A 23,243-nucleotide genomic window follows, 5' to 3' on the forward strand; every position below is an offset into this window, starting at 1 on the left:
TGCGGCGTCATCAGTAAAAATTTTATACTTTATACTTTACACTTTTGACTTCAAAAAGAGACTTTTAATATAGATAAATCATCATCAAACTTGGTTCTAGCACTGATGGAGTTAATTTCTGCCATCACCTGCTTGAGATGGCAGGTATTTGTCTTTGTATAACTAACTAATACATCTATAAAAGCATTAAGTCCCCAAATCTTTTGACTTGGTGTAACAATTTCGTACACCCCATCGCTAAATATATATAAAGTACTGTTTTCTTCAATTTCAACAGTGCTATCTTCATAGTCATCATCAGGCAAAAATCCTATTGGACAACTCAGAGAGTCGAGTTTTTGCACTGCAATGTTTTGTTCAGATGCACGAGATAACAGCACGGCTGGTGGATGTCCCGCATTAGCGTAAACAAGTCGGCGTTGTGTACGGTTGTACACTCCGTACCAAATTGTAAAGTACTTATCATTGTGGTTATCCATTTGGAAGGATTGATTGAGTGTACTTAGAACTTGGCTGGGTTGACAAAAATTAGTTTTGGGTAGGGATTGCGATCGCAAAACGTTGAGTACAGATACAGACAGCAAGGCTGAACCTACTCCATGTCCCGATACATCTAGGAGATAAATCGCTAGATGTTCATCATCTATCCAATAATAGTCAAAGCAATCACCGCCAAGCTGTACTGAGGGAAGAAACAGCGCTTCTGTTGAGATAGTCCCTGAGAGTGGTGGGGGTAGAAGCGATCGCACATAATCTGCAGCCTCAGATAATTCTGCTTCCAAGATTTGTTTTTGAGTTTGCAAATCTTGATTGAGAACTTGTAAAGCTTGTTTCTGGTTCTGCAAATCTTGATGAAGTTGATGCAATCTTAGCCCTGCTCTTACCCGTGCTTTGATTTCATTAACTTCAATAGGTTTAGAAACAAATTCATCTGCTCCAGCATCAAGCCCCTCTACTCTGTCTCCTGCTTCACCCGGAGCAGCACCCCTAGCCGTCAGTAAAATAAAAAAAGTTGTTGCTAAGTCTGGATTTGCCTTAATTTGACGGCAAACTTCCAGCCCATCCAAACCAGACATCATCCAATCACAAATCATCAAAGCAGGATGTAGCTGTTTTGCCAAGTCAATTCCTTCTACACCGTCACTGGCTACAGAAACATCATACCCTTGCTTTTGAAGTGTGTTCTTCAGTGCCATCCGCACAATGGGATCGTCATCAATAATAAGAATTTTAAACATCAACCATTAATTTATAACTAAAATAATTATAGGTTTTATCAAATATTAAATTAGCATTGATAATTTTTATTTAAAAAATAAGTTATATCTCTAAAGACGGCAAATGAATTCCAACCTATTATTGGATTAGGAGTTTTTTGATGAAAAAAGTGAATTATAAAATTTTTCTAAAAGTTCATACAAATCTAACTGTCTCCTCTGCTATTTTGTCATGGTTTGAGCAAATTAACCAACCTCCGCTCCTGGATAAAAAAATTCTGTGGCAATGCCAAACATTGCTTATAGAAGGCTTTTCTAATATAGTGGAGCACGCTCATAAGAATCTACCAATGGAAACTCCCATTGAGATAGAAGCTGTGCGTTCGGAAGAATGTATAGAAATCCGTATTTGGTCTTATGGAGAAGCTTTTGACCTCAAGCAAAAGCTACAAGAGATAGGTAGCTTGGAGGAAAACGAAGAAGAACGCGGACGCGGCTTGAAAATTATGGCTGTTCTTGCAGACGAGTTAAAATATGAGCCGACGGTGGATAATCGTTACTGCTTATTTATACGTAAATACTACTAAGCTTTAAGCATGGCAAATTACTTATTTTCCCTTATTTCCTGATCGTTATTTTACAGACTGTAAATTCACGGTAGTGAAATAAATTTTTTTTGCTTATGATTGCAGTCTCAGTCTATTAAAAATATAACGGAATTAGTAGTTAAAACATTATCCATTATCAAACCTATGATCCCTACTGTTAATGTACTTTCCCTTTCTGGTGTTATAGACGGTGCTAGAGGTGATGAACTGCGTCGTGAAGTTAAAGATATCATGACTCATGGATCTGATATCGTGCTAATCGATCTTCACGAGGTAAAGTTTATCGATAGTTCTGGCTTAGGTGCTTTAGTATCGGCAATGAAGGTTGTACGAAACTCAGGTGGTAAGCTTTATGTGTGCTCAATGAATGACCAAGTCAAAATGTTATTTGAACTGACTAAGATGGATCGGATTTTTCAACAATTTGTCGATCGCGAAGAATTCAATCGCCATATATTGACCAGCAATCAGTGACTGGTCACTGGTCACTGGTCACTGGTCACTGGTCACTGATTAGTCTGAAATAACTGCAAGCTTTCTTGGCGGCTTCTGCATCTTCAAGTTAAGGCTAGGCCTTTTCAAAGTCATTCTAGGTTTGCTCTTGTTCAAAATAACTGCCTCATAAGGTACAACTCCAGCTAATTCACTATCAATACAGCGAGCTGCTACCCTGGATAAATCCAAACTTCTTGGGGGAATATATGGACCTCGGTCGTTAACCCTCACAATGACTGTCTTGCCATTTTTCAAATTAGTTACCTGCAAGTATGTGTTAAATGGCAATGACTTGTGAGCAACTGTTAATTCGTTCTGATTAAATGTCTCACCATTTGCTGTTATGCGACCGTGAAAGTACGGACCGTACCAAGAAGCTAAGCCCGCCATTCTTTTCTTAGAAGAAGTCAAGCCATACATTTCCTTCTGTCCTTCAACAAGTGATAGCTTAGGTACTTGCAATGCTTGACGCAAATTATTTACCCATTCGATCGCTAATAAATCGCCACTACGGTGAGTTTTTCGAGTGACTTCTTTCCCAATTCCAAACAAAAAGCGATTACCCGACATTAATGCTGGTATCCCATCAACAAGAGCAGGATGCAATCGAGAAGCATCAAAATTAGATGATTTCACAAGTCTTGTCAAGCGTTGTTGCATCAAACTTGCTTGTTGTCGATCTGGTAAATTCGCTACCACACGGTTATTTAGCCACACTTCGTAATTGCTTGTACCTCGATTAACAACTACAACAGGCGAAGAAGTAGAATCAAAACCTGGTTCGATGGGATTGGGAAAGCGAAAGAAATTTTGGAGCGATCGCAGTATTTGATTTGGGAGAAAATCTCGATCATCAGACCCTGTCTTTATCAAACTTGGAACGGGTAGAAGACTTGCATCTTTAACAGTAGGTTGCTTGGCTAGATTATCTTGTTGAAGACCGCAAAACTGATTTTTGCTATTTTTATCTCTCTTTATGAGCGGAGCGGGTGGTTTAGTAAGATTTGGTTTTGATTCCTTATCACCCCAATCCATTTTTAGAAACCTCAGTGACAGTATTGTTGTAGTACCTACAACATTCATTTGATGTCGAACGGGCGTTAAAAATGGATGAGGGTTACTAACCAGCTTCCCTAAGTTGGATGACACTTTTGCCGGAACAATATTTGAAGTAAAACTTGATGGCAAGTTTTGGTTCAACGACAAAAACGAACCAATCCAGGATGTAACCCAAAGTAGTCCAAAAAATATCATGGTTCAGTCAGTTTTCAGGTATGTACACCTTTTGATGGTGCTAACCTTGTTCTTTGATAATGACAATTTCTCAATCACAAAACCAGCGCGGTCTACTCTTCCAAAAAGTCAGAATAACAGCGCAGTTGTGATTAAGATACTGAGCGATCCCAGCAGGTAACATATTATCCTGTTGTCGCTCAACAAGCAAATAAAAGTTTTCGATATTTTTTTTGATTATTACTCTATTTTCAATTTATTTTTTTTATAACTGATTGGTACTCAAGTACAGCGAAGTGTTCATAAATCGCCTGTTTGACACCATTTCCTGGAATAGTGAATTTTTTAAAAAGCATCAACTACGATAGATTTACGCTTGCTAAGGCATTCTTAAATCATTCGTAAGTAGAGAGAAACCCGGTATCTCCCAGATACCGGGTTTTTAAGGCTTACTGATTGTCTCTCAACTCAAATTGGGATAGGACACATGCCCTACTCCCCACTCCCCACCCCTACTCCCCACTCCCTACTCCCCACTCCCTACTCTCCAAGTAGAGGGATCAAGGAAAATTAACAATTTCCCAGAGATTGAAAAAAAACACTGCCAAATGTAACGGATTGCAAAGTATAATAAAAACGATAAAACGATTAAGAATTATTCAATATCACAAAGGTTAAATGCGAGTAGCGATCGCCGGAGCGGGTTTAGCAGGGTTATCCTGTGCCAAATATCTCACGGATGCAGGTTACACTCCAATCGTCTTAGAAAGCCGAGACGTATTGGGGGGACTGGTAGCCGCTTGGAAAGACAAAGACGGCGACTGGTATGAAACCGGGCTGCACATCTTCTTTGGAGCATATCCAAATATGCTGCAGTTGCTGAAAGAGTTGGGCATTGACGATCGGCTGCAGTGGAAAGAACACGCGCTGATATTCAATCAGCCCGACAATCCAGGCACTTACAGTCGCTTTGATTTTCCTGATATACCAGCGCCTTGGAACGGCATAGTCGCTATTCTACGGAATAACGATATGCTCACCTGGCCAGAAAAAATTCGCTTTGGCATCGGGTTGATACCGGCGATGATTCAGGGGCAAAAGTACGTAGAGGCTATGGATAAATACTCTTGGAGAGAGTGGATGAAAAAGCAAAATATTCCTCCAAGGGTAGAAAAAGAAGTTTTTATCGCCATGTCTAAGGCGTTAAATTTTATCAATCCAGAAGAAATTTCAGCAACAATTCTTTTGACGGCTCTCAATCGATTTCTTCAAGAAAAGAATGGTTCGAAAATGGCTTTTCTGGATGGTTCGCCAACAGAACGGATGTGCGAGCCGATGGTGGATTACATCACCTCACGAGGTGGAGAAGTTCGATTGAATGCGCCATTAAAAGAAATTTTGCTGAACGAAGATGGCACTGTCAAAGGATACGTCATACGCGGGCTGAATGGGGCAAGCGATGAAGTTGTGACAGCCGATATGTACGTCTCGGCAATGTCAGTGGACGTCATGAAGGTGATGATGCCGGAACCTTGGAAGCAAGTAGAATTTTTCCAAAAGCTAGAAGGTTTGGAAGGCGTACCGGTGATAAACTTACAGCTATGGTTTGACCGTAAACTAACAGATATCGACCAGCTGCTGTTTTCGCGATCGCCCTTGCTTAGCGTTTATGCTGACATGAGCAACACTTGTCGCGGGTACGAAAACCCCGATAAATCGATGCTGGAGTTAGTTTTAGCACCAGCCGTCGATTGGATTGCTAAATCTGATGAAGAAATATTACAGGCAACCCTTGCCGAATTAGAAAAGCTCTTTCCCGACCACTTCATCGGAGACAATCCGACAAAGTTGCTAAAATACCATGTCGTAAAAACGCCGCGATCGGTTTACAAAGCAACGCCCGGTCGTCAGCAGCACCGTCCAGAACAAGTGACTCCAGTTTCCAACTTCTATCTAGCAGGTAGTTACACGATGCAACGTTACTTGGGGAGTATGGAAGGTGCCGTACTTTCTGGTAAGCTGACAGCGCAGGCGATAGCTGAAGCACATCCAGTGGCAAAATCGTCAAGCCTGCAAATGCAAACCCTTCAGCCTGCAACGAATGCTGCAACTGCCTGATTCTCCCCCACGCATGAAAACGTTGGTCTCGGTAGACGAGTCCTACGAACTTTGTCGCCAACTCACAGAAAAACATGCCAAAACTTTTTACCTGGCTACTTTGCTGATGAGTAAGGTAAAGCGCAAGCATATTTGGGCAATCTATGCTTGGTGTCGTCGTACAGATGAACTAGTGGACGGTCCCGTTGCTTCTATCACCACACCGGAAACCTTGGATCGGTGGGAGCAGCAACTGAAATCCATTTTCGCAGGACAGCCAACGGACAATTTCGATGTAGCTCTCGTGGATACCCTCCACTCTTGCCCGACGGACATCCAACCCTATCGGGACATGATTGAGGGTCAGCGTATGGATCTATACCGAAGCCGCTACCAAACTTTTGAGGAGTTATACCTCTACTGTTATCGCGTCGCCGGCACTGTAGGCTTGATGTCAACAGCAGTTATGGGCGTAGATACATCCAATCAAACAGCCCCTTGGCACAAGAGCGAGTCGCCCTATATTCCTACGGAAGAAGCAATTTCCTTAGGAATTGCCAGCCAGATGACCAATATCCTGCGCGATGTAGGAGAAGACGCAAGTCGGGGGAGAATTTACATTCCCTTAGAAGACTTAGCGAAGTTCAATTACACCGAGCAAGACTTGATCCAAGGTGTAATTGATGAGCGATGGCGATCGTTGATGCGCTTCCAAATTAGCAGGACGCGCCAATTTTATACAAAAGCAGAAAGAGGAATCAGCTATCTCTCTGCTGATGCTCGGTTACCCGTATGGGCTGCTCTAATCCATTACAGTAGGATTCTCAAGGTTATTGAACGCAGCGATTATGACGTGTTCAATCAGCGTGCTTACGTGCCGAAATTACAAAAGTTACTTACATTACCAGTGGCATGGTTGCGAGCACAAGTGTTGTAAGGTTTGTCATTGGTCATTTGTCCTTTGTTCACACGAATGACAAATGACAAATGACAAATGGCAAATAACTATTGACATTTCAATTTTTGCTCTGGTAACATTAGTATTCGTGACCCTGGAGAGGTGGCTGAGTGGTCGAAAGCGGCAGATTGCTAATCTGTTGGAGCGTTTTGGCGTTCCCGAGGGTTCGAATCCCTCCCTCTCCGTTGTTTTAGCAATTGATGAAGACTGATGGAAAGTTATTTTCACCAATTTTTTCATCAATGTTATTATTTATCTTCTGGAGCCAATATAAAAACTGAACCCACTTAATCTGGTGGTTGACCATACGGATTTTGATGATCTGCTAGATCCCCGACTTCTTAAAGAAGTCGGGGATCTGAGCAAACTTATCCATCAAAACTTATGCGACAGAACACTAGTCAAATTTTAATCTTATATTTAGGCTCCTATAAAGAAGAGGAGTGAAATTTATTGTATGCAAAGAACAAGCACAGCCTTAGCCCTGGCTTTAGTGACTGTAGGAATTGGTTTTCTGACCGCGGCTTGTGATACCCAAGCCCCCAATACGTCAACAACTAACAGTGGTAACACAACCCCAGAAAGCTCAAATACAACTGCTAGTGGTAGCGGTCTGAAAATAGGTTCTTTATTGCCCGCCACTGGAGATCTAGCCTCCATCGGGCAGCAAATGATCCCATCCGTTCCCTTTCTTGTTGAGACTGTTAATGCTTGTGGGGGGGTTAATGGTCAACCCGTGACACTCATTCAGGTAGATGACCAAACCGATCCTAAAGCGGGTGCAGCTGGTATGACAAAACTAGCGACTGTAGACAAGGTAGCAGGTGTGGTAGGCTCTTTTGCCAGCAGTGTTTCTACTGCTGCTGTCTCAATTGCCGTCCAGAACAAAGTCATGCTAATTTCCCCTGGTAGCACAAGCCCCGTCTTTACCGAACAAGCAAAAAAAGGTGAATTTAAAGGTTTTTGGGCGCGTACTGTTCCACCTGATAGCTATCAAGGACCAGCCCTAGCTACATTGGCACAAAAAAGAGGTTACAAGCGAGTTTCTACCCTTGTAATTAATAACGATTACGGCGTTGGTTTTGAACAAGCATTTGTACGAGCTTTTGAAAAATCGGGGGGAACTGTTGTTAATAAAAACAAACCGGTTCGCTACGACCCCAAATCAACCACTTTTGAAAGTGAAGCCTCAGCAGCTTTTGGAGGTAAACCAGATGCTGTTCTGGGAGTTTTTTACGTAGAAACAGGTAGCTTGCTTTTAAAATCAGCATACCAACAAGGTTTGCTACAGGGGGTACAGGTAATGCTGACTGACGGTATGAAGTCAGATGAGTTTCCCCAACAAGTTGGCAAAACAAATGATGGAAAATATATTGTGACGGGTGTTATTGGTACGGTACCGGGTTCTGATGGAAAAGCATTAGAAGCTCTTACCAAACTTTGGCAATCAAAAAAAGGTAGTTCACCAGGAGAATTTGCTCCTCAATCATGGGATGCCACTGCTTTACTAGTACTAGCGGCACAAGCTGCCAAGGAGAACACTGGTACGGGTATAGCAAATAAAATCAGTGAAGTATCAAATGCTCCTGGTGTAGAAGTCACAGACGTTTGTGAGGGATTGAAGTTACTTAAAGAAGGGAAAGATATTAATTACCAAGGCGCGAGTGGCAACGTAGATGTTGACAAAAACGGTGATGTCATTGGTATCTACAATGTCTGGACTGTTGAACCTGACGGTAAACTCAAAACAATTGACAAAGTGAGTCCAAAGTAATGCGATTTTGGATTTTAGATTTTAGATTTTGGATTAGGAGATGGTGGATTTTGGATTAGGGGATGGTGGATTTGAGATTTGGGATTTTGAAAATTTTCCTACCCTACTCCCTACTCCCCACTCCCTACTCCCTTTTTCAAGACAGGGTGGACATTGCCCTACCTACTGAATCGTTATTTATCGACCAAAGAGACTACCGAAATTGTAACCAATTCCGATCGCCAAACCGACATCTATATCATCAAAAAATGCTGCATTTATAGCAGCTGTTGCTGTAAACTGAGACGATATTGGTACGTCAATACCACCAGTAAGCAAGAAAGCTACATCAGCATCATCGCTAGTTTCAATAGCAACACCAGCACCAAGATAAGGCGCAATAGGCAATGGTTCGGAGAAAGGATCTACCGATCTAAATGACAAGTCATAAGTTACGGGAATGAGAATGGCTGTATCGTCTCCAATCACAGCCGATGGACGTGCAGATAAAACACGTGTCAGCCCGATTTTACTAAGAACCATGAAGTTACCATCGCTCAAAGCAGAGTCGCCACCCAACCCGATGTTTCCTCCTATTCCGATGTAACTCGATCCACCACGAGTTCTTCGCCCTGGATCGACAGTAGTAATATCGGATTGTGCCACTTTAGAAGTAGATGGCTTAACCTGGGTTTCAGTTTCTTGGGGAGTTACAAGCGCTGCAGATGACGTAGTTGTCGTTCCTGGAACAGGTGTAACAACGTTGTTAGAAGTTTCCTGTTGTGTATTATTTTGTACTTGCTGCACCTGATTTAGATCGGCAGCAGATGCTACGGTATGATCGGGAACGGAAGATTTCTCCACATATGAAGTAAAGACATTTGGGTAGAAGTGTTCTACTTTAATACTTGTTGTTCGGGCAGACGCTTCAGTTCCAGAAGATGCTCTCAACTGTTCACCGTTTGTAGTATCTACTACTTGAGCAACAGCAGGCACGCTGAAACTTGTAGCTACTATAGCTGATATGCTCAGCACGCAAAAAGAATTTTTACGGAAAAAAATAGTGTTCACAATCACTCCTCAAAAAATATTGCCTGAAAAATAATTAAGTTGTTAGATTTTTAGTCAACTTTTGGCAATATCCACCATTTAACACTAAAAAAATGATTCCATCATCCTCTATTGGACATGACTGTGCAGAAATTTTAAGCCCCATTCCGCACCCCAACTGTCACACGAAGAAGAACGTGAGATGAATGCTGGGACAAAAACTCCGACACCCCCAACCTATTTTTACCGTGTTTCAAAGCAGGAAAGGCTACTGAGGCAATGCTTGATGATATTCATTCTTGCACGAGCGTGATGAGGGAAAATTTTATTCCCAATTTTCAAGACTTATTTGGAAAATATCGATTTCAAATGGTAGCAATTTATTATATATAAATTGAGACTATGTTCTTATGTCGCGTCAAAATAAAAAGCCAAGTGGATGCGGATGCTCAAATATTCCGATTTCCATAATCATAGCTATCTTAGGAGGTGGTTATTGGTGGTTCATCCAGCCAGGAAATCTAGACATCAGCCGCCTTTTACCTAAGAATATACCAATAACTAATTCTTCAGTTAGTTTTGATATCTGTCATCATAATCCTTATTGGGCTAAACGATATTTCGCCGCTGATTGGCAACAATGGAATGTCGATCAGGTATTTATTCAAGCTTATAATGAGGCGAATTTCAAAGAAGAATTAAATTATGCCAAAAATTATGCGGGAATTGCTATTAGCGAGCGACAATTCCATCGCTTAAAAGAATTAATAGATAACCCCGCAATCAAAAGTATTTTAGTTTTCCCCCTTGCTGGAAAACCAGAAGAAACAGCTTCTAGCTTAAAAAGCTTAACGCAAAACAACGGCTACTCCCCTCCCGCCCGAAGATTACCTATTTGAATGAACCGCAAAGACATAAAGGACATGAAAAAAGAGGAAAAAAAGATAATTTTACTTTAAACGCGATCGCTTTTATCAATCGGTGATTTGCCTTCTCATAGACTTAATTTCTCCGCGCTTGCTTTTGCTATCAAGACGCTTTTTTTGAGAGTTGCGAGTTGGCTTGGTAGGTTTACGGTTTATTTTCAGTATGACTACGCTTTTGATGAGTTCTTGCAGTCGTCTCAACGCTTCTTCCCGGTTCTTCTCTTGGCTTCTGTATTCTTGAGACTTAATAACAACAACTCCCTCTTGGGTGATACGTCGATCTTTGAGCTTTAAAAGTTGTTCTTTGTAAAAATCGGGTAATGATGAAGCCTTTATATCAAAACGCAAGTGGATGGCAGTGGAAACCTTGTTTACGTTTTGACCTCCTGCTCCTTGTGAGCGAATTGCATTAATTTCGATCTCGCTGTCGGGGATGATAGTTTTGGTAGAAATTTGCAGCATTACTTATATATAGCTTATTTTGGACATCACATACAAGGACAGAAGCAACAATATTCAGAGGTGATAACCGAACTATCACTCCTAATACCATTTCACTTTAATCGTGATACATTTAAATTCTGTAAAGACGCGCCATGGCGCGTCTCTACGTTTTAGATTTGTATCATCCTTTTCGTAAAATGGTATAAGGATTTATTTGAGCACATTTTTGATAATAATAACTATTTTATAACATCAGTCTCCAGTGAAACAAACAGAACTTTAATGAACGATCGCGTTGATATCCGTAATAACTCTGTAGCAATTAATATCATAAATAGGAGAAGATATTATTTACAAGTAAGATAAATAGTATGTCTGCTTCTAATCCAGAAAGTATAAAATTTGCGTCAAAAGTTGTAAGTAGCGTTTCTAGTCACTTAAAGTAACTACTGTACCAATGCTATAGTGACCAATGACCAGTTAATTAAGAATCAATTTTCTTTTTGATTCCATAAATAAATTTATTAATTAGGGACACAATATAATTGTGTCCCTGCTTTTTAAATGGATATTAAAAAATCTGAATGATCTAAACTATTTATAATAGGAAACAGCTAATTGTTTTCGAGCGAATTGAGTAGACCTAGCCATAGAGAGTGAATCCAGACTTCTTTGACTAAGTTCAGGCATCTCTTGCCAGCAGCTGCGGCAAAACCAAGAAATTTGATTTTTACGGATATGGCGTAGCAGTTGGTTAGAGCAACAGGGACAAGTAGTCATAATTTTTTTAAAACCCCATTATGATAAACGTACTGAATTTAGGCTTCGGTCTACGTTTTTGAACTGAATTTCGTCTGTGTTAAATGTAGTTAGAATATTTGAGGAATTTTTGAAGATCCCGTTTTTGTTACAAAAATGTAATATAAGGTAATGTTTGTACAAAAAAACAAGCGTTACTCAGATCCCCAGCTTCTCTAAGAAGTCGGGGATCTGAGTAACGCCAGTAAGGGTTAGCGGACATCTAGCTAATTTTTCGTTCTCACTTAATATTTTGAAATATGATTTTTAGTAAATCTACTTGCGAAAAAGGCTTTGTCAGATATCCGGTTGACTTAACCATTTTTGCCTTCGCTTTATCGATAAATCCCGTTCGTCCCGTAACCATAATTACAGGTGTATTTTGAAAATATGAATGTTTTCTTAACAAAGAACAGATTTCATACCCATCTAAGTTGGGCATTTCAATATCAAGTAAAATTATATCCGGTTTAATACGGATAATCTGCATTAAAGCTTTCAGAGGATCGCTAATTCCTGTGACAGTGAATATTTGTTGATCTAAAAAGTTTTTAACAGCATTGACAACAACGGGACTATCATCAATACAAACCACTTTATAAAGTCTTTGCTCGGTGGAAGTTTGAAAAGTTTCTTGTCTGGTATTATTAGTTTCTATCTCAGGATCGCTAATGCTAGGAATCAAAAACTGACTTGAGTCGTTGATAACTTCATGTCTCTCCTGTCTGATAAACTTTTGTTCAATCTTGGCTTGATATTTTCGTGCTTTTGCCTTGATAAATTGTATGCACTGCTGTTGAGCACTTGCAGGTTTAGCATTTCTCTGTTGTTGTCTATCTTGACATTCTTCAAAAAGCACGCGTAAATCTAAATGACAGAATCTTGGTAAATCGTCCAAGCAAACTTCTGGTACGAATTCGTAGCTTCCATCTTCAATTTTGAGTAATGGCTCTAATACGTCTAGCGCCAATTGCTCTATCAACATTCCTGCTTCCGCAGAAGTTATGTGATTTTGATTAACCAACCAGCAAATAAGCCTATACTCTGGACTTTCTATTGATTCATCATTATTGTGGGTTTCTAATAATGATTGGAAGTGTTTATCAATCGCATTACGAAGATTGGGAACTTGTTCGCTTAGCCGTTGCAAATTTCTATGAAGAATATCAAACATTTGCTCGCTATAGGAGATATAAACGAGTTCGCCTTTCTCCATATAAATTAGCCAGGAAGCCGATGGACTATAAACTTGCCAACAACCAGTATTGTGGTTACTAGCCATTTTACTTAGTAGAAATAGCGGCTGTATTTTCTGGAAAAACCTGTATCTACCAATGGGAAGTGTAGTCATATTCATGGCTCTGAGTTCACATCAAGATTTGCAACCAAAGTTGGGTTGTGAACAAATTTATGAATGACAATATTTTGTCAGGATAATTGCAACATATAGATAGCAAATTGTCCTATCTTGACATAAACCTGTTCTTTGCTCTCCTAACCACGCTTGTTCTTGTAAAGCCCAAGTTGTAGAAATTAGAAGTTTGAAGTTACAGCCAGTTCACTAAACTGGCGGTACTCCTTGTTAGGGAGTCTTGTTTGGAGATGCCTGATTCCTATTAATATTAATTTGGTAACCCTGTAAATTTCTAGTTTTTTCGGCTACATTACCCTTTAAGAGGGCAAGGATGGAATCACCGACAGATTGTATGGAGAATTCCAGCATCTCCTTGAGGTAGATTTAGGCGATACGGCTAAAGCACTTAGCTTTGCTATCGCACCAAGCTTCAAAGTTTGGCTTACTGCAAAGTGTTGATATGGTAGACAGCTTTTCTTCAAAAAAGGTTCTTATTTGACATGAGCACATACCAAGACTTTCTTGTCTTTTCATATGCCTTGAGCAGATAGGTATATTTTGAGACCGCCGACTATGACCCTGTAACAGTTGTCCGCTCAATACCCCTGTCTCTAGCCAACTTAAAATACTGCTTTGACTATAATTCACGGCAACCTTCCTCCAACGGTGACTGGGATGTCAACTCACACAACAACACTACGCGGTAGAACGCTCTGAAGGTTAGTGAAGAAGAAAGTAAATTCTTCACGCGCATTTGGGAACACACTCTGACGTTGTTTGATGATGGGCAGTCACCCTGGGGCATATGATGCAAATTCTAGAACTTTTCCACAGAATTCAAGCAGTGTAGTGCATACCTGAAATATAAAAATTTTTAGTTACCTGGTAGATGATAAATACCTTACTCTCTAACACTAGGGTAGATGGTAAGTAACTTGCTCTCTACAATTAGGTTACTATAGTTTTCAAAAAAAAGTTAAAGGATGTGTAAAGAGTAATATAAGTAAATAAAGAAACCATAAAAGGTCATTGCTCTTTTAACATAAATGTCTTGTAAGGATGTATACTGTTACGTCTTTTTTTAAGTGTATACACTGAATTATTTATCAGTAGAGAAATTATTATAACTTTATACTCCACGTATCGGAAAATCAAAACTTATTTTTTTAGAGTAAAAATACTGATAAGTAATATTTTTATATCACTAAGTATAAGTCTGGAACTCCTATTGTCTAGAGTTCAAATTTACAAAAATGTATCTTTTATAACATCAGAACATAGGTGCGATCGCAAGTATTGCGGTAAAGGGAAAAATTTGGTTTGGCAATTTATAGACACAGTCTTTTAAAAATTTTGTCATCCTCCTAAAGATGTAAATTTTTATTTAAGTCCTTTATATCTAATTGATAAATGAGACAGAATTTATACATGATTTTTAGGCATGATTTTAATTACTTAGTATTTTTTATACATATTTAAATAAATGTTTGCTTGAAAAATTGAATGAAGATTTCAACGAGACGAGTCGTGAGAACTTATGCATAAATAAGTATATGTTTTTACTTAGTATAAAAAATAACTCAATAAAGACCACCCTATTTTATACAATTCAAGAAAACTTTTTAAATAAGAATGATTGCATCAAAGCTTCACAGAATCTTTACAAAACGATTATAAAAATTCTATTTGATTTTTAAAACATACGTAGAGTGGGCAATGCTGACTGTATCAAGATTGTAGTGGGCGGTCAGGACTATGCCATATCTCTTCCGATGTGAATTTCTCAGACTTTCAGGAGAATTAAGAGCTAATTTACCCCAAATCAATCGAGTGTGGGTGATAGCTATTATTTCTGACAAAAGTTAATCATTACTTAAGAATCGTGGACATAACGACAGGCTTTTTTTCCATTATAAATTGATGAAAGCCTTGGAACTAAAAAGTCAGTAATAGATTATAGGAATGGGACAAGAAGAGACATTCATCAAAGCCCAAAGACAAGTAATCAAAACTAGGAGTACATCACCATGGCTAAGATTACAATTTCCCAACTGCATAACGTTGATGCTGACTCTATCCAAGAGTTAACAGATGCTGAGATTGATGCAACAAAAGGTGGACTGACATTAGTAGCAGCTCCTCTCATTAATCTGAAAAACACTGCTATCCTTGGTCAAGCTGACACCTATAAATCTTCCAATACTGTGGGTAAAAATATCCTACAAAGCTTATTGGGCGTGGTTTTATTATAAATGTCTTGAACTCAAGCACAGATCTGAAGCTGAAACCCATGAAAACTGGTTAAAATCTTTGTCTACTAAGCTTTAGCAAACTCTAGATTTCAGCCCGGAAATATATTTCCGGGCTGAATCTTATCATAGGGGTAGTGTGTAAACCGCCCACGGCTTCAAAACAAGGGTTAGTGAAGACGAACATGAGTGCGACGACAGCGCACGCACTCCCCTTGACCTTTTGAACTGTCGGATGAAAATCTTTTTGAGACATAAGTGTTCTCATTCTCTACCTAAACAATAGGTTTTTTCAAGTTAATCAGAATTTTGGCTAAACTTTTAAGATGGTTCGCAATTAAATAAAGTGACAGAAATCAATTTACAAGTTTCAGAAGAAAGCATTCGACCTATTTCTTCCAAGGATGTTCGTCTAGATCGTTACCTTTCGCAAGAATTACCAAATCTATCTCGTTCCAGGATTCAACAGTTAATTGAGCAAGGTAACGTTCATCTGAATGGCAAACTCTGTATATCTAAGAAGATCTCTGTAAAAGCAGGGGATAATATCACCCTGAAAATACCAGAAGCAGAACCACTGGAACTTAAACCAGAAGAGATACCTTTAGATATTCTTTACGAGGATAGCTCTTTACTGATTATTAATAAACCAGCAGGTTTAGTTGTTCATCCCGCACCTGGTCATCAAGATGGTACTCTTGTAAACGCTATCTTAGCCCACTGTCCCAACTTACCAGGAATTGGGGGAGTTCAAAGACCGGGAATTGTTCATCGATTGGATAAGGATACGACTGGGGCTATTGTTATTGCCAAAACAGAACAAGCTCATCAAGCATTACAGGCTCAACTGAAAGCAAAAACTGCAGGGCGAGAATACTTGGGGATCGTCTACGGTGCGCCCAAGAAGGAAAGCGGTACTATCAATCTACCCATTGGTCGCCACCCAGTGGATCGCAAAAAAATGGCAGTTGTTCCTGTAGAAAAAGGCGGAAGACTGGCGGTGACTCACTGGAAACTGAGAGAACGTTTGGGAAACTACACATTAATGCATTTTCAGTTAGAAACTGGACGCACCCATCAAATTCGGGTTCACAGCGCTCAAATAGGTCATCCCATTGTTGGTGACCCCATATATAGTTCTGGTCATTCTGTGGGAGTTAACTTACCCGGTCAAGCACTTCATGCTTGGAAACTGAAGTTGCAACATCCGGTATCTGGGGAATCGATAGAAGTTACTGCACCTCTTCCTCAGATATTTACGACTTTACTAGAAGTTCTACGACGAAGAATAGGGAGTAGGGAGTAGGGAGTAGGGAGTAGGGATAAGAAATTTTCCTAACCTCGTTGTGGGCGATCGCTCATAAATGGCTATCTTGTCAATGCATAAGCTGTAAAAATTTATATTGGGTTTGCCATCCTCATCAGCAGATACAAAAATGAGAAATCTTACAAAATCTTCTTAACTCAACTTAACATACCTTTACAAAAAACTCTGGCATTAACTTTGCTATCATTCTCACTCAAATCCCGTGTAGTATTACTTTTGATAGATTATGAGATGACAGTCTAATTAGATGAAGATAGACAAAGGAATGTTTCATATTGTAAAATTGCAGTTATACCGATCGCACTAAAAGCTTGATTGGTAAAGGGATTTCGCAAAATGCTGTAAGGTTTTACACAAACTTACAATTCTTAACAATAAATTCACTCAAGCACTATATAAAATCTAAAGAGCAATTAAGAAATCGATGCAAAAAACAAAGACTTTAACAAAACAAATTGATTGCATAATGCCATCTATATTTTTGGTAAGTGTGCGTGTAATTTGTGTTGTAATTGGTATGTTCTTATGTTTCGATTCAAGAATTGCTTTTAACCTTTAGCGAGCTGATTTCAGAGATTGGATAAGCTGCAATAAAATTGAGGAGAAAAGAACAATGCTAGATGCTTTTTCTAAAGTCGTTGAACAAGCTGATAAAAAAGGTTCTTACCTAAGCGATAACGAAATTAATGGATTATCAGCATTAGTTAGTGATAGCAATAAGCGTTTAGATGTGGTTAATCGCCTCACTAGTAACGCTTCCTCCATTGTGGCAAACGCATATCGCGCTTTAGTAGCTGAACGTGCTGAAATTTTCAATGCAGGCGGTGCTTGCTTCCACAACCGCAATCAAGCTGCTTGTATCCGCGATTTAGGATTTGTTTTGCGTTATGTCACTTACTCTGTATTAGCAGGTGATGCTAGCGTTATGGACGATCGCTGCTTAAATGGTTTGCGTGAAACCTACCAAGCATTGGGTACTCCTGGTGATGCTGTAGCTTCTGGAATTAAAAAAATGAAAGATGCTGCGATCGCAATTGCTAACGATTCCAATGGCATTACCCGAGGTGATTGCAGCCAACTTATGTCTGAAGTTGCTAGCTATTTCGATCGGGCTGCTGCTGCTGTTGTTTAATGCAATTTTTTCCAACTAGGTTCTTGAGAAGAACGTAGAAATCAGAAATATCCTCTAGGAAAAATTTCTGAGTTCTGAGCCATTACAGCTATTAACATTTGGAGATTAAGAAGATCATGAAAACCCCACTGACTGAAGCGATCGCAACTGCTGATGTTCGCGGTACTTATCTCAGCAATACCGAAATGCAAGCTGTTTTTGGTCGTTTCAACCGTGCTCGTGCAGGTTTGGAAGCAGCCAAAGCATTTTCTCAAAATGGCAAGAAATGGGCAGAAGCTGCAGCTAATCACGTGTATCAAAAGTTTCCTTACACCACCCAAATGCAAGGACCTCAGTACGCTTCTACCCAAGAAGGCAAAAACAAGTGTGTACGGGATATCGATCACTACCTCCGCACCATTAGCTACTGCTGCGTAGTAGGCGGTACTGGTCCTTTGGATGAATACGTTGTTGCAGGATTGAACGAACTCAATAGCGCTCTCGGTCTTTCCCCCAGCTGGTATGTAGCAGCACTGGAATTTGTCCGCAGCAATCATGGTCTAAGTGGTGACGTTGCTGGTGAAGCTAACACCTACATCAACTATGCGATTAACGCATTGAGTTAATAGCTAATAGCTAATAGCTAATGGCTAATAGTTAATGATTAATGGCTAATGGCTAATGGTTAATAACATTGATAGCAATTAGCGATAGGCAATTAGCTATTAGCCATTAGCCATTAGCCATGAATTTTAAGCAATCAGCAATTAGCAAAATTGGAGTTTTAGAAAGATGACTAGTTCAGTTGTAGAACGGCTAGGAGTTAACGATTGGGTAGGCAAAAAAGTTGAACTACGCCAGAATTGGAACGAAGATGATTTGCAACTGGTGTTTAGGGCTGCTTACGAGCAAATCTTTGGACGCCAAGGAATATACGCTAGTCAAAAATTCACCAGCCCCGAATCTTTGTTGCGGAACGGTAAAATCAACGTTCAACAATTTGTTGAGATTTTAGCTAAATCCGACTTTTACAAAGAATGCTTTTTTTACCAGAACTCTCAAGGGCGTTTCATTGAATTAAACTACAAACATTTGCTCGGACGCGCTCCTTACGACCAGTCAGAAATTGCTTATCATGTAGACCTCTACGCTTCTCGTGGCTACGATGCTGACATAGAGTCTTACATTTATAGCCCAGAATATGAAAATGCTTTTGGTAGTTATGTCGTTCCCTATTATCGCGGATTCAAATCAATTCCGGGAATGAAGACAGTTGGATATAACCGCATATTCGCACTTTATCGTGGCAGTGCTAACAGTGATAACGCGCAATATGGTGGGAAAAATTCCCGTTTGAGATCGAAAATCTCGATGAACATGGCAAACATGATTATGCCATCAACATCCGCAGCAGGTGGTGGTGGCACTACAAGCGCGCCATCCCTCTTCAGTTCTCCTGTAAGAGGCGATAATCGCTTGTTTGTTATTGAAGCAATTCTGGGTGTACAGAACACTGGTGTAGCAGTACGCCGTAGCAGACAGGTTTACACTGTACCCTATGAAAGACTGTCAGCTACCTATCAAGAAATTCACAAGCGTGGCGGTAAGATAGTCAGCATTACACAACCCTAAAAGGGATGGGGAGAGGGGGAGAGAGTCACTCCCTCACTCCCTCACTCCCCCTCTCCTTCACTCCTCACTATGACTACTACTCATCAAGCCGAACCAATTATTTCAGAAGAAACTGCGATCGCCGCACTAAAAAGTGAAGATAACCAAATTCGCTATTATGCGGCTTGGTGGCTGGGAAAACACCAAGCACAAGCCGGTTGTGCAGCACTATGTGAAGCTCTATTTGATGAAAGTTATCGAGTCCCTCATGGTGGTTATCCTCTACGCCGTCAAGCAGCAAGGGCGCTAGGTCAACTCAAAAATCCACAAGCTGTCACTGCGTTAATAGCAGCACTGGAGTGTGAGGAGGATCTGCGCCTGCGGGAAGCAGTAATCCAAACCCTGGGAGTTATTGGAGATAAGAGGGCTGTTCAGCCTTTAGTGAATCTTCTGCAATCCAATAAAGAGGAACCATATGAAGCTCTTATTGAAGCGTTAGCTGCTTTAGAAGTATGGTCAGTTCGTCCCCACATAGAGTCTTTTTTCAATCATCCTTCTGAACGAGTGCAGTGTGCAGCAGCTCGCTACCTATATCTTTTAACTCAGCAACCGCAGTACATTGAACGTATTCTGAAAAATCTCAACCACGAGAATATGTATTTGCGTTGGGCTGCTGTATTTGACTTAGGGGCGATTGGTCATCGACAAGCTATCGAAGCTATTTTGGCAGCTCGAATTCCAAACAGTCTCAAGCTGCTGAATTTGAAACGAATTTTAGAATCGGTTTTAGATAGTAGTGAAATTTGCGATCGCGAAACATCCAACTTACTGTTTAAAGCAATTGATGATTTATTAATTCAGCTTTAAACTTTTCAAGCAAGTAGAAAATGGCATTGGCGATTCGGGATTAACTGGTCACTGGTCACTGGTCACTGGTCACTGTTAAAATGACAAACATCTCTGCATTAATCCAAGCCTTAAACCACAACCAACCCGCTCAATGCGTAACGGTTGTTGATTCTTTAGTCAAGCTTGCACCTGCAACCGTAGAACCACTGATTTCTGCTTATCGTAGTTCTACCGATCAAGGTTTACAAGCGTACATCATTCAAGCTTTGGCTCAAATTGGCGATCCCAGAGCCACAGAGTTGCTAGGGGAAGTTGTCGGTACAGCAGTTGCTAACCATTGCCAAGGCAATGTCCGTCGTATTGCAGCACGAGGGTTGGGACAGATATGTTCTACCACTGACAACCCTGCTGTGACTCAGTATGCTATGGAAAAATTGACTTGGGCTTTGCTCGCTCCCGAAGATTGGGGATTGCGTTATGCAGCAGCTGTCTCTTTACAAGAAATTGCCACGCCAGACGCATACAATGCCTTACGAATGGCTCTCAATCAAGAGACCGATAAAGTTGTGCGATCGCGAGTCGATAGAGCTTTAGAGGGGAGTGGGGAGTAGGGGAGGAAGATTTCCATGCTTAGCGGTGAAATTTTTTCATCGCCAATCATGAAAATCCCTCTTCTCTACTCCCCACTCCCTATTCCCTACTCCCCTCCAAATGGTTTTGGAGGTTGTCAGGACTTACGCATTGACAGAAAATTGACTATGTGCATTCAAGCCTACCTGTTGTTTAAGGTGTTCTAGAATGAAGTCACGAGCTACGTGAAGAGACAAATTTCTCTGGACTTCGTACCAGTTTTCAATTAACTCTTCTATTCTCATTAATTCTAATTGGGTAAAGGCGCGGATAGCACTAAAAAAGTGAGTTCTAATTGCCGCAGATGTCCTCACCATAAATCGCTCAATTCCACACACTTGTTTAATAGCTCGATGGTAGCATTCAATTCCCCAATGAATTGAATGTAATTCTTTAAACTCTGCCATAGATATTGAAAAAAGTGCATCGAGGTCAGGTACATACATGATGTAATATCTGTGAGCTTCGTTTTTGAAATCTCTCCGAAATACTTTCACTTGCCCAAACTTTTTCAGATACACTATTAAACCAGTTTCGGGAATTTCTAGATTTTGGACTTGGATAAAATTTTTACCATCGACTGAACAGGAACGATTTTTAGCTATCCCAGTTAAAAACCCTAATTCCTGGTTTTTTAGGAACTTCAAGTTTTTCTGACTGGAATACCAAGCATCAGTAGTCACTATCTTTGGCTCCAATCCCCACTCCAAAACCTCAGTAATCATTTCTCGTAAGTAGTCATTTTTTGTTTTACCATCTTGTTTGTTATAAATGCGATAATTTACTGGTACAGACTTACCCGACACATCGGTGTAATACAAGGTAATTAGCTGAATTCCTTTGACTGTACGATGATGCCGTCCCGAATAAAAATAACCAATTAACTCTGTTAATTTTTCACTATGAGCCTTGTCAATTACCGTATCGTCTCCACTTAATGTGCCACCTACCAAATTGATATGCGGCTTAACTTCATTAAACAAATCTAATGGTTCATACTGCTCACGTAACAAAAATCTGTTGACACTATCATGAGACAAATCTTCCATGATTTCTGCTAAACGTGTGCAGCCTGGATATTTCGATTCCGCCAGTAAAAACAGAGTGTAAGTGTTTAAATCGCATTTGGCCGTGGATGGCTTGGTAGTTACTCTAATTGCCCATACCCTCAATCGAGACAAGATAAATTATCCATCTTTCCAGTCTCCTACGGACTAGCGTAGGCGTAGCTCGCCGTAGGCATCGCCGATGTTTTTCGGTTTTTTATTACTGCATTTATTGTCTCATTTGTCAATGCGTAAGTCCTGGTTGTTTTGCTATTTGTAAAATTACATACCAAAAAATAATACAAAAATCAACCCCCTCAAGTGATAAATTTTGAATTTGTTTTTTTCGATGCTTTTTGCCCTCACCACCCTCTTCAGGAGAAAATTTTCTCAAGGGACAGAAATATTTAGACATACTTCGTTAAGAAATATTTACATTATTATTGGGTGATCGGACACGGTAAGAAACTGTTATATGTTGTTTTAGCTAGGTTACATCAATAATTAAAAAAATATTAATAACTGGAAATCATGGTTTGGTAAAAATAAATATGAATGTTTGTAACAAAAAAATCTTCTTTTCTCAGGCTGAGCCTCTTATATGTAAAGGATTTGAGGCTTTTCTTATTGGTCTATCTCATTTATTCATAATTTGTAACAGAATAATGTCCCAATAGCATTGTATAAACATAATCTGGAGGGGTTAAAGAACAGACGAAAGTTAAATGAGGCAATCAGTTCACAAGGTTTGCCAAGTTTCTCATAAAATCACCCCAGGTTCTCATAATCTCTCGTTCATGCTTCGGCAGGCTAGAAGTGAGAGCCGTACAAGTGAGAGACAGTTTAGTTCGGTATCTGTTGTTTACCAATCCAAAATTCATAAAACAATTTCAGTTTTAATCAAGACAGCACTCAACTAAGCGATTAGGAGAAAAAAGTCCATGTTAGACGCATTTGCTAAGGTGGTTTCTCAAGCCGATTCCAGAGGTGAATTTTTGAGCACCGAGCAACTAGATGCTCTGAACAACCTGGTTAAAGATGGCAGCAAGCGATTGGATGTTGTAAACCGCATCACCAGCAATGCTTCCACCATTGTTACCAACGCTGCTCGTGCCTTGTTTGAAGAACAGCCCCAGTTGATTGCTCCTGGTGGTAACGCTTACACCAACCGTCGTATGGCTGCTTGTTTGCGCGACATGGAAATCATCTTGCGCTATGTTACCTACGCAATTTTAGCCGGTGACGCTAGCGTATTAGATGACCGCTGCTTGAACGGCTTGCGCGAAACCTACCAAGCTTTGGGTACCCCTGGTTCTTCCGTTGCAGCTGGCGTTCAAAAAATGAAAGACGCTGCAACCAAAATTGCTAACGACCCCGCAGGTATCACCCCTGGTGATTGCAGTGCATTGATCTCTGAAGTAGCTAGCTACTTCGATCGCGCTGCTGCTGCCGTTGCCTAATAGCACAAGAAAAGCCCAGAACCTAAC

General features: G+C 40.2%; 21 protein-coding genes and 1 tRNA gene. 15 read left to right on the plus strand and 7 right to left on the minus strand.

Translation table 11 applies throughout. The features are described from left to right. Nucleotides 1–50: 50 nt before the first annotated feature. Nucleotides 51–1,238 carry a PP2C family protein-serine/threonine phosphatase gene (locus tag WA1_RS43940; RefSeq protein WP_017744684.1) on the minus strand — a complete coding sequence of 396 codons (1,188 nt, stop codon included), beginning with the start codon at nt 1,236–1,238 and terminating at the stop codon, nt 51–53. Between the two features lie 140 nt (nt 1,239–1,378). Here WA1_RS43940 and WA1_RS43945 point away from each other — a divergent pair, with 140 nt between their 5' ends. Both WA1_RS43945 and WA1_RS43950 read left to right on the plus strand, forming a co-directional pair. Further along, nucleotides 1,379–1,804, plus strand: a complete 426-nt coding sequence (locus WA1_RS43945; RefSeq protein WP_017744685.1) for an ATP-binding protein — start codon at nt 1,379–1,381, stop codon at nt 1,802–1,804. A 165-nt stretch (nt 1,805–1,969) separates the two neighbouring features. Further along, nucleotides 1,970–2,299, plus strand: coding sequence for an STAS domain-containing protein (locus WA1_RS43950; RefSeq protein WP_017744686.1), 330 nt, complete (start codon nt 1,970–1,972; stop codon nt 2,297–2,299). Between the two features lie 39 nt (nt 2,300–2,338). On the opposite strand, the gene WA1_RS43955 is transcribed toward WA1_RS43950, so the two are convergent. Continuing rightward, a complete protein-coding gene (locus WA1_RS43955) occupies nt 2,339–3,574 on the minus strand; it encodes a septal ring lytic transglycosylase RlpA family protein (protein WP_026134799.1) in 1,236 nt (411 codons plus the stop codon). Between the two features lie 657 nt (nt 3,575–4,231). Here WA1_RS43955 and pds point away from each other — a divergent pair. The 4 genes from pds to WA1_RS43975 all read left to right on the plus strand — a co-directional run bounded on the left by pds (nt 4,232) and on the right by WA1_RS43975 (nt 8,382). Continuing rightward, nucleotides 4,232–5,671, plus strand: a complete 1,440-nt coding sequence (pds, locus tag WA1_RS43960) for a 15-cis-phytoene desaturase (protein ID WP_017744690.1) — start codon at nt 4,232–4,234, stop codon at nt 5,669–5,671. Further along, nucleotides 5,655–6,587: a 15-cis-phytoene synthase CrtB gene (crtB, locus tag WA1_RS43965; RefSeq protein ID WP_017744691.1), complete on the plus strand. Its 933-nt coding sequence runs from the start codon at nt 5,655–5,657 to the stop codon at nt 6,585–6,587. The genes pds and crtB overlap by 17 nt, the downstream gene beginning before the upstream one ends. Nucleotides 6,588–6,704: 117 nt before the next feature. Next, nucleotides 6,705–6,793 (plus strand) — tRNA-Ser (locus WA1_RS43970). 272 nt (nt 6,794–7,065) lie between these two features. Next, nucleotides 7,066–8,382: an ABC transporter substrate-binding protein gene (locus WA1_RS43975; protein ID WP_017744692.1), complete on the plus strand. Its 1,317-nt coding sequence runs from the start codon at nt 7,066–7,068 to the stop codon at nt 8,380–8,382. Nucleotides 8,383–8,559: 177 nt separating this feature from the next. Here WA1_RS43975 and WA1_RS43980 read toward each other — a convergent pair whose 3' ends face one another. Further along, nucleotides 8,560–9,432: a hypothetical protein gene (locus WA1_RS43980; protein WP_017744693.1), complete on the minus strand. Its 873-nt coding sequence runs from the start codon at nt 9,430–9,432 to the stop codon at nt 8,560–8,562. Nucleotides 9,433–9,821: 389 nt separating this feature from the next. Between WA1_RS43980 and WA1_RS43985 the strand changes: the two genes are divergently transcribed. Beyond that, nucleotides 9,822–10,310, plus strand: coding sequence for a hypothetical protein (locus tag WA1_RS43985; protein WP_017744694.1), 489 nt, complete (start codon nt 9,822–9,824; stop codon nt 10,308–10,310). Between the two features lie 75 nt (nt 10,311–10,385). Here the strand turns inward: WA1_RS43985 and arfB are convergent, their stop codons facing one another. Further along, nucleotides 10,386–10,799: an alternative ribosome rescue aminoacyl-tRNA hydrolase ArfB gene (arfB, locus tag WA1_RS43990; protein ID WP_017744695.1), complete on the minus strand. Its 414-nt coding sequence runs from the start codon at nt 10,797–10,799 to the stop codon at nt 10,386–10,388. A gap of 1,021 nt (nt 10,800–11,820) precedes the next feature. Beyond that, entirely contained in the window at nt 11,821–12,861 is a 1,041-nt protein-coding gene (locus WA1_RS43995; RefSeq protein ID WP_017744696.1) for a response regulator, read from the minus strand. Nucleotides 12,862–14,960: 2,099 nt separating this feature from the next. Between WA1_RS43995 and WA1_RS44000 the strand changes: the two genes are divergently transcribed. The 7 genes from WA1_RS44000 to WA1_RS44030 all read left to right on the plus strand — a co-directional run bounded on the left by WA1_RS44000 (nt 14,961) and on the right by WA1_RS44030 (nt 20,691). Beyond that, a complete protein-coding gene (locus WA1_RS44000) occupies nt 14,961–15,185 on the plus strand; it encodes a hypothetical protein (RefSeq protein ID WP_017744697.1) in 225 nt (74 codons plus the stop codon). A gap of 343 nt (nt 15,186–15,528) precedes the next feature. Then, nucleotides 15,529–16,488, plus strand: coding sequence for an RluA family pseudouridine synthase (locus tag WA1_RS44005; protein ID WP_017744699.1), 960 nt, complete (start codon nt 15,529–15,531; stop codon nt 16,486–16,488). Nucleotides 16,489–17,122: 634 nt separating this feature from the next. Next, nucleotides 17,123–17,641: a globin family protein gene (locus WA1_RS44010; RefSeq protein WP_017744700.1), complete on the plus strand. Its 519-nt coding sequence runs from the start codon at nt 17,123–17,125 to the stop codon at nt 17,639–17,641. Between the two features lie 116 nt (nt 17,642–17,757). Continuing rightward, a complete protein-coding gene (locus WA1_RS44015) occupies nt 17,758–18,246 on the plus strand; it encodes a phycocyanin alpha subunit (RefSeq protein WP_017744701.1) in 489 nt (162 codons plus the stop codon). A 166-nt stretch (nt 18,247–18,412) separates the two neighbouring features. Further along, nucleotides 18,413–19,252: a phycobilisome linker polypeptide gene (locus WA1_RS44020; protein ID WP_017744702.1), complete on the plus strand. Its 840-nt coding sequence runs from the start codon at nt 18,413–18,415 to the stop codon at nt 19,250–19,252. A 69-nt stretch (nt 19,253–19,321) separates the two neighbouring features. After that, on the plus strand, nt 19,322–20,098 hold the full coding sequence (locus tag WA1_RS44025) for a HEAT repeat domain-containing protein (protein WP_017744703.1): 777 nt from the start codon (nt 19,322–19,324) through the stop codon (nt 20,096–20,098). A gap of 80 nt (nt 20,099–20,178) precedes the next feature. After that, entirely contained in the window at nt 20,179–20,691 is a 513-nt protein-coding gene (locus WA1_RS44030; protein ID WP_017744704.1) for a HEAT repeat domain-containing protein, read from the plus strand. Between the two features lie 123 nt (nt 20,692–20,814). On the opposite strand, the gene WA1_RS44035 is transcribed toward WA1_RS44030, so the two are convergent. Beyond that, complete coding sequence (locus WA1_RS44035) at nt 20,815–21,867, minus strand: IS701 family transposase (protein ID WP_066613377.1); 1,053 nt, start codon at nt 21,865–21,867, stop codon at nt 20,815–20,817. Nucleotides 21,868–22,000: 133 nt separating this feature from the next. Next, nucleotides 22,001–22,171, minus strand: coding sequence for a hypothetical protein (locus tag WA1_RS57760; RefSeq protein ID WP_158516775.1), 171 nt, complete (start codon nt 22,169–22,171; stop codon nt 22,001–22,003). A 526-nt stretch (nt 22,172–22,697) separates the two neighbouring features. Here WA1_RS57760 and WA1_RS44040 point away from each other — a divergent pair. Beyond that, a complete protein-coding gene (locus WA1_RS44040) occupies nt 22,698–23,216 on the plus strand; it encodes a phycocyanin subunit beta (RefSeq protein ID WP_017744705.1) in 519 nt (172 codons plus the stop codon). The last annotated feature ends 27 nt before the right edge of the window (nt 23,217–23,243 follow it).

This window comes from Scytonema hofmannii PCC 7110 (genome assembly GCF_000346485.2).
Taxonomy (GTDB): Bacteria; Cyanobacteriota; Cyanobacteriia; order Cyanobacteriales; family Nostocaceae; genus Scytonema; species Scytonema hofmannii.

What these genes read in the sequence shown, in the direction of transcription:
- WA1_RS43940 (WP_017744684.1), bottom strand. Translation starts at nt 1,238, where the DNA reads ATGTTTAAAATTCTTATTATTGATGACGATCCCATTGTGCGGATGGCA.
- WA1_RS43945 (WP_017744685.1), top strand. Translation starts at nt 1,379, where the DNA reads ATGAAAAAAGTGAATTATAAAATTTTTCTAAAAGTTCATACAAATCTA.
- WA1_RS43950 (WP_017744686.1), top strand. Translation starts at nt 1,970, where the DNA reads ATGATCCCTACTGTTAATGTACTTTCCCTTTCTGGTGTTATAGACGGT.
- WA1_RS43955 (WP_026134799.1), bottom strand. Translation starts at nt 3,574, where the DNA reads ATGATATTTTTTGGACTACTTTGGGTTACATCCTGGATTGGTTCGTTT.
- pds (WP_017744690.1), top strand. Translation starts at nt 4,232, where the DNA reads ATGCGAGTAGCGATCGCCGGAGCGGGTTTAGCAGGGTTATCCTGTGCC.
- crtB (WP_017744691.1), top strand. Translation starts at nt 5,655, where the DNA reads ATGCTGCAACTGCCTGATTCTCCCCCACGCATGAAAACGTTGGTCTCG.
- WA1_RS43975 (WP_017744692.1), top strand. Translation starts at nt 7,066, where the DNA reads ATGCAAAGAACAAGCACAGCCTTAGCCCTGGCTTTAGTGACTGTAGGA.
- WA1_RS43985 (WP_017744694.1), top strand. Translation starts at nt 9,822, where the DNA reads ATGTCGCGTCAAAATAAAAAGCCAAGTGGATGCGGATGCTCAAATATT.
- arfB (WP_017744695.1), bottom strand. Translation starts at nt 10,799, where the DNA reads ATGCTGCAAATTTCTACCAAAACTATCATCCCCGACAGCGAGATCGAA.
- WA1_RS43995 (WP_017744696.1), bottom strand. Translation starts at nt 12,861, where the DNA reads ATGGCTAGTAACCACAATACTGGTTGTTGGCAAGTTTATAGTCCATCG.
- WA1_RS44000 (WP_017744697.1), top strand. Translation starts at nt 14,961, where the DNA reads ATGGCTAAGATTACAATTTCCCAACTGCATAACGTTGATGCTGACTCT.
- WA1_RS44010 (WP_017744700.1), top strand. Translation starts at nt 17,123, where the DNA reads ATGCTAGATGCTTTTTCTAAAGTCGTTGAACAAGCTGATAAAAAAGGT.
- WA1_RS44015 (WP_017744701.1), top strand. Translation starts at nt 17,758, where the DNA reads ATGAAAACCCCACTGACTGAAGCGATCGCAACTGCTGATGTTCGCGGT.
- WA1_RS44020 (WP_017744702.1), top strand. Translation starts at nt 18,413, where the DNA reads ATGACTAGTTCAGTTGTAGAACGGCTAGGAGTTAACGATTGGGTAGGC.
- WA1_RS44025 (WP_017744703.1), top strand. Translation starts at nt 19,322, where the DNA reads ATGACTACTACTCATCAAGCCGAACCAATTATTTCAGAAGAAACTGCG.
- WA1_RS44030 (WP_017744704.1), top strand. Translation starts at nt 20,179, where the DNA reads ATGACAAACATCTCTGCATTAATCCAAGCCTTAAACCACAACCAACCC.
- WA1_RS57760 (WP_158516775.1), bottom strand. Translation starts at nt 22,171, where the DNA reads ATGTCTAAATATTTCTGTCCCTTGAGAAAATTTTCTCCTGAAGAGGGT.
- WA1_RS44040 (WP_017744705.1), top strand. Translation starts at nt 22,698, where the DNA reads ATGTTAGACGCATTTGCTAAGGTGGTTTCTCAAGCCGATTCCAGAGGT.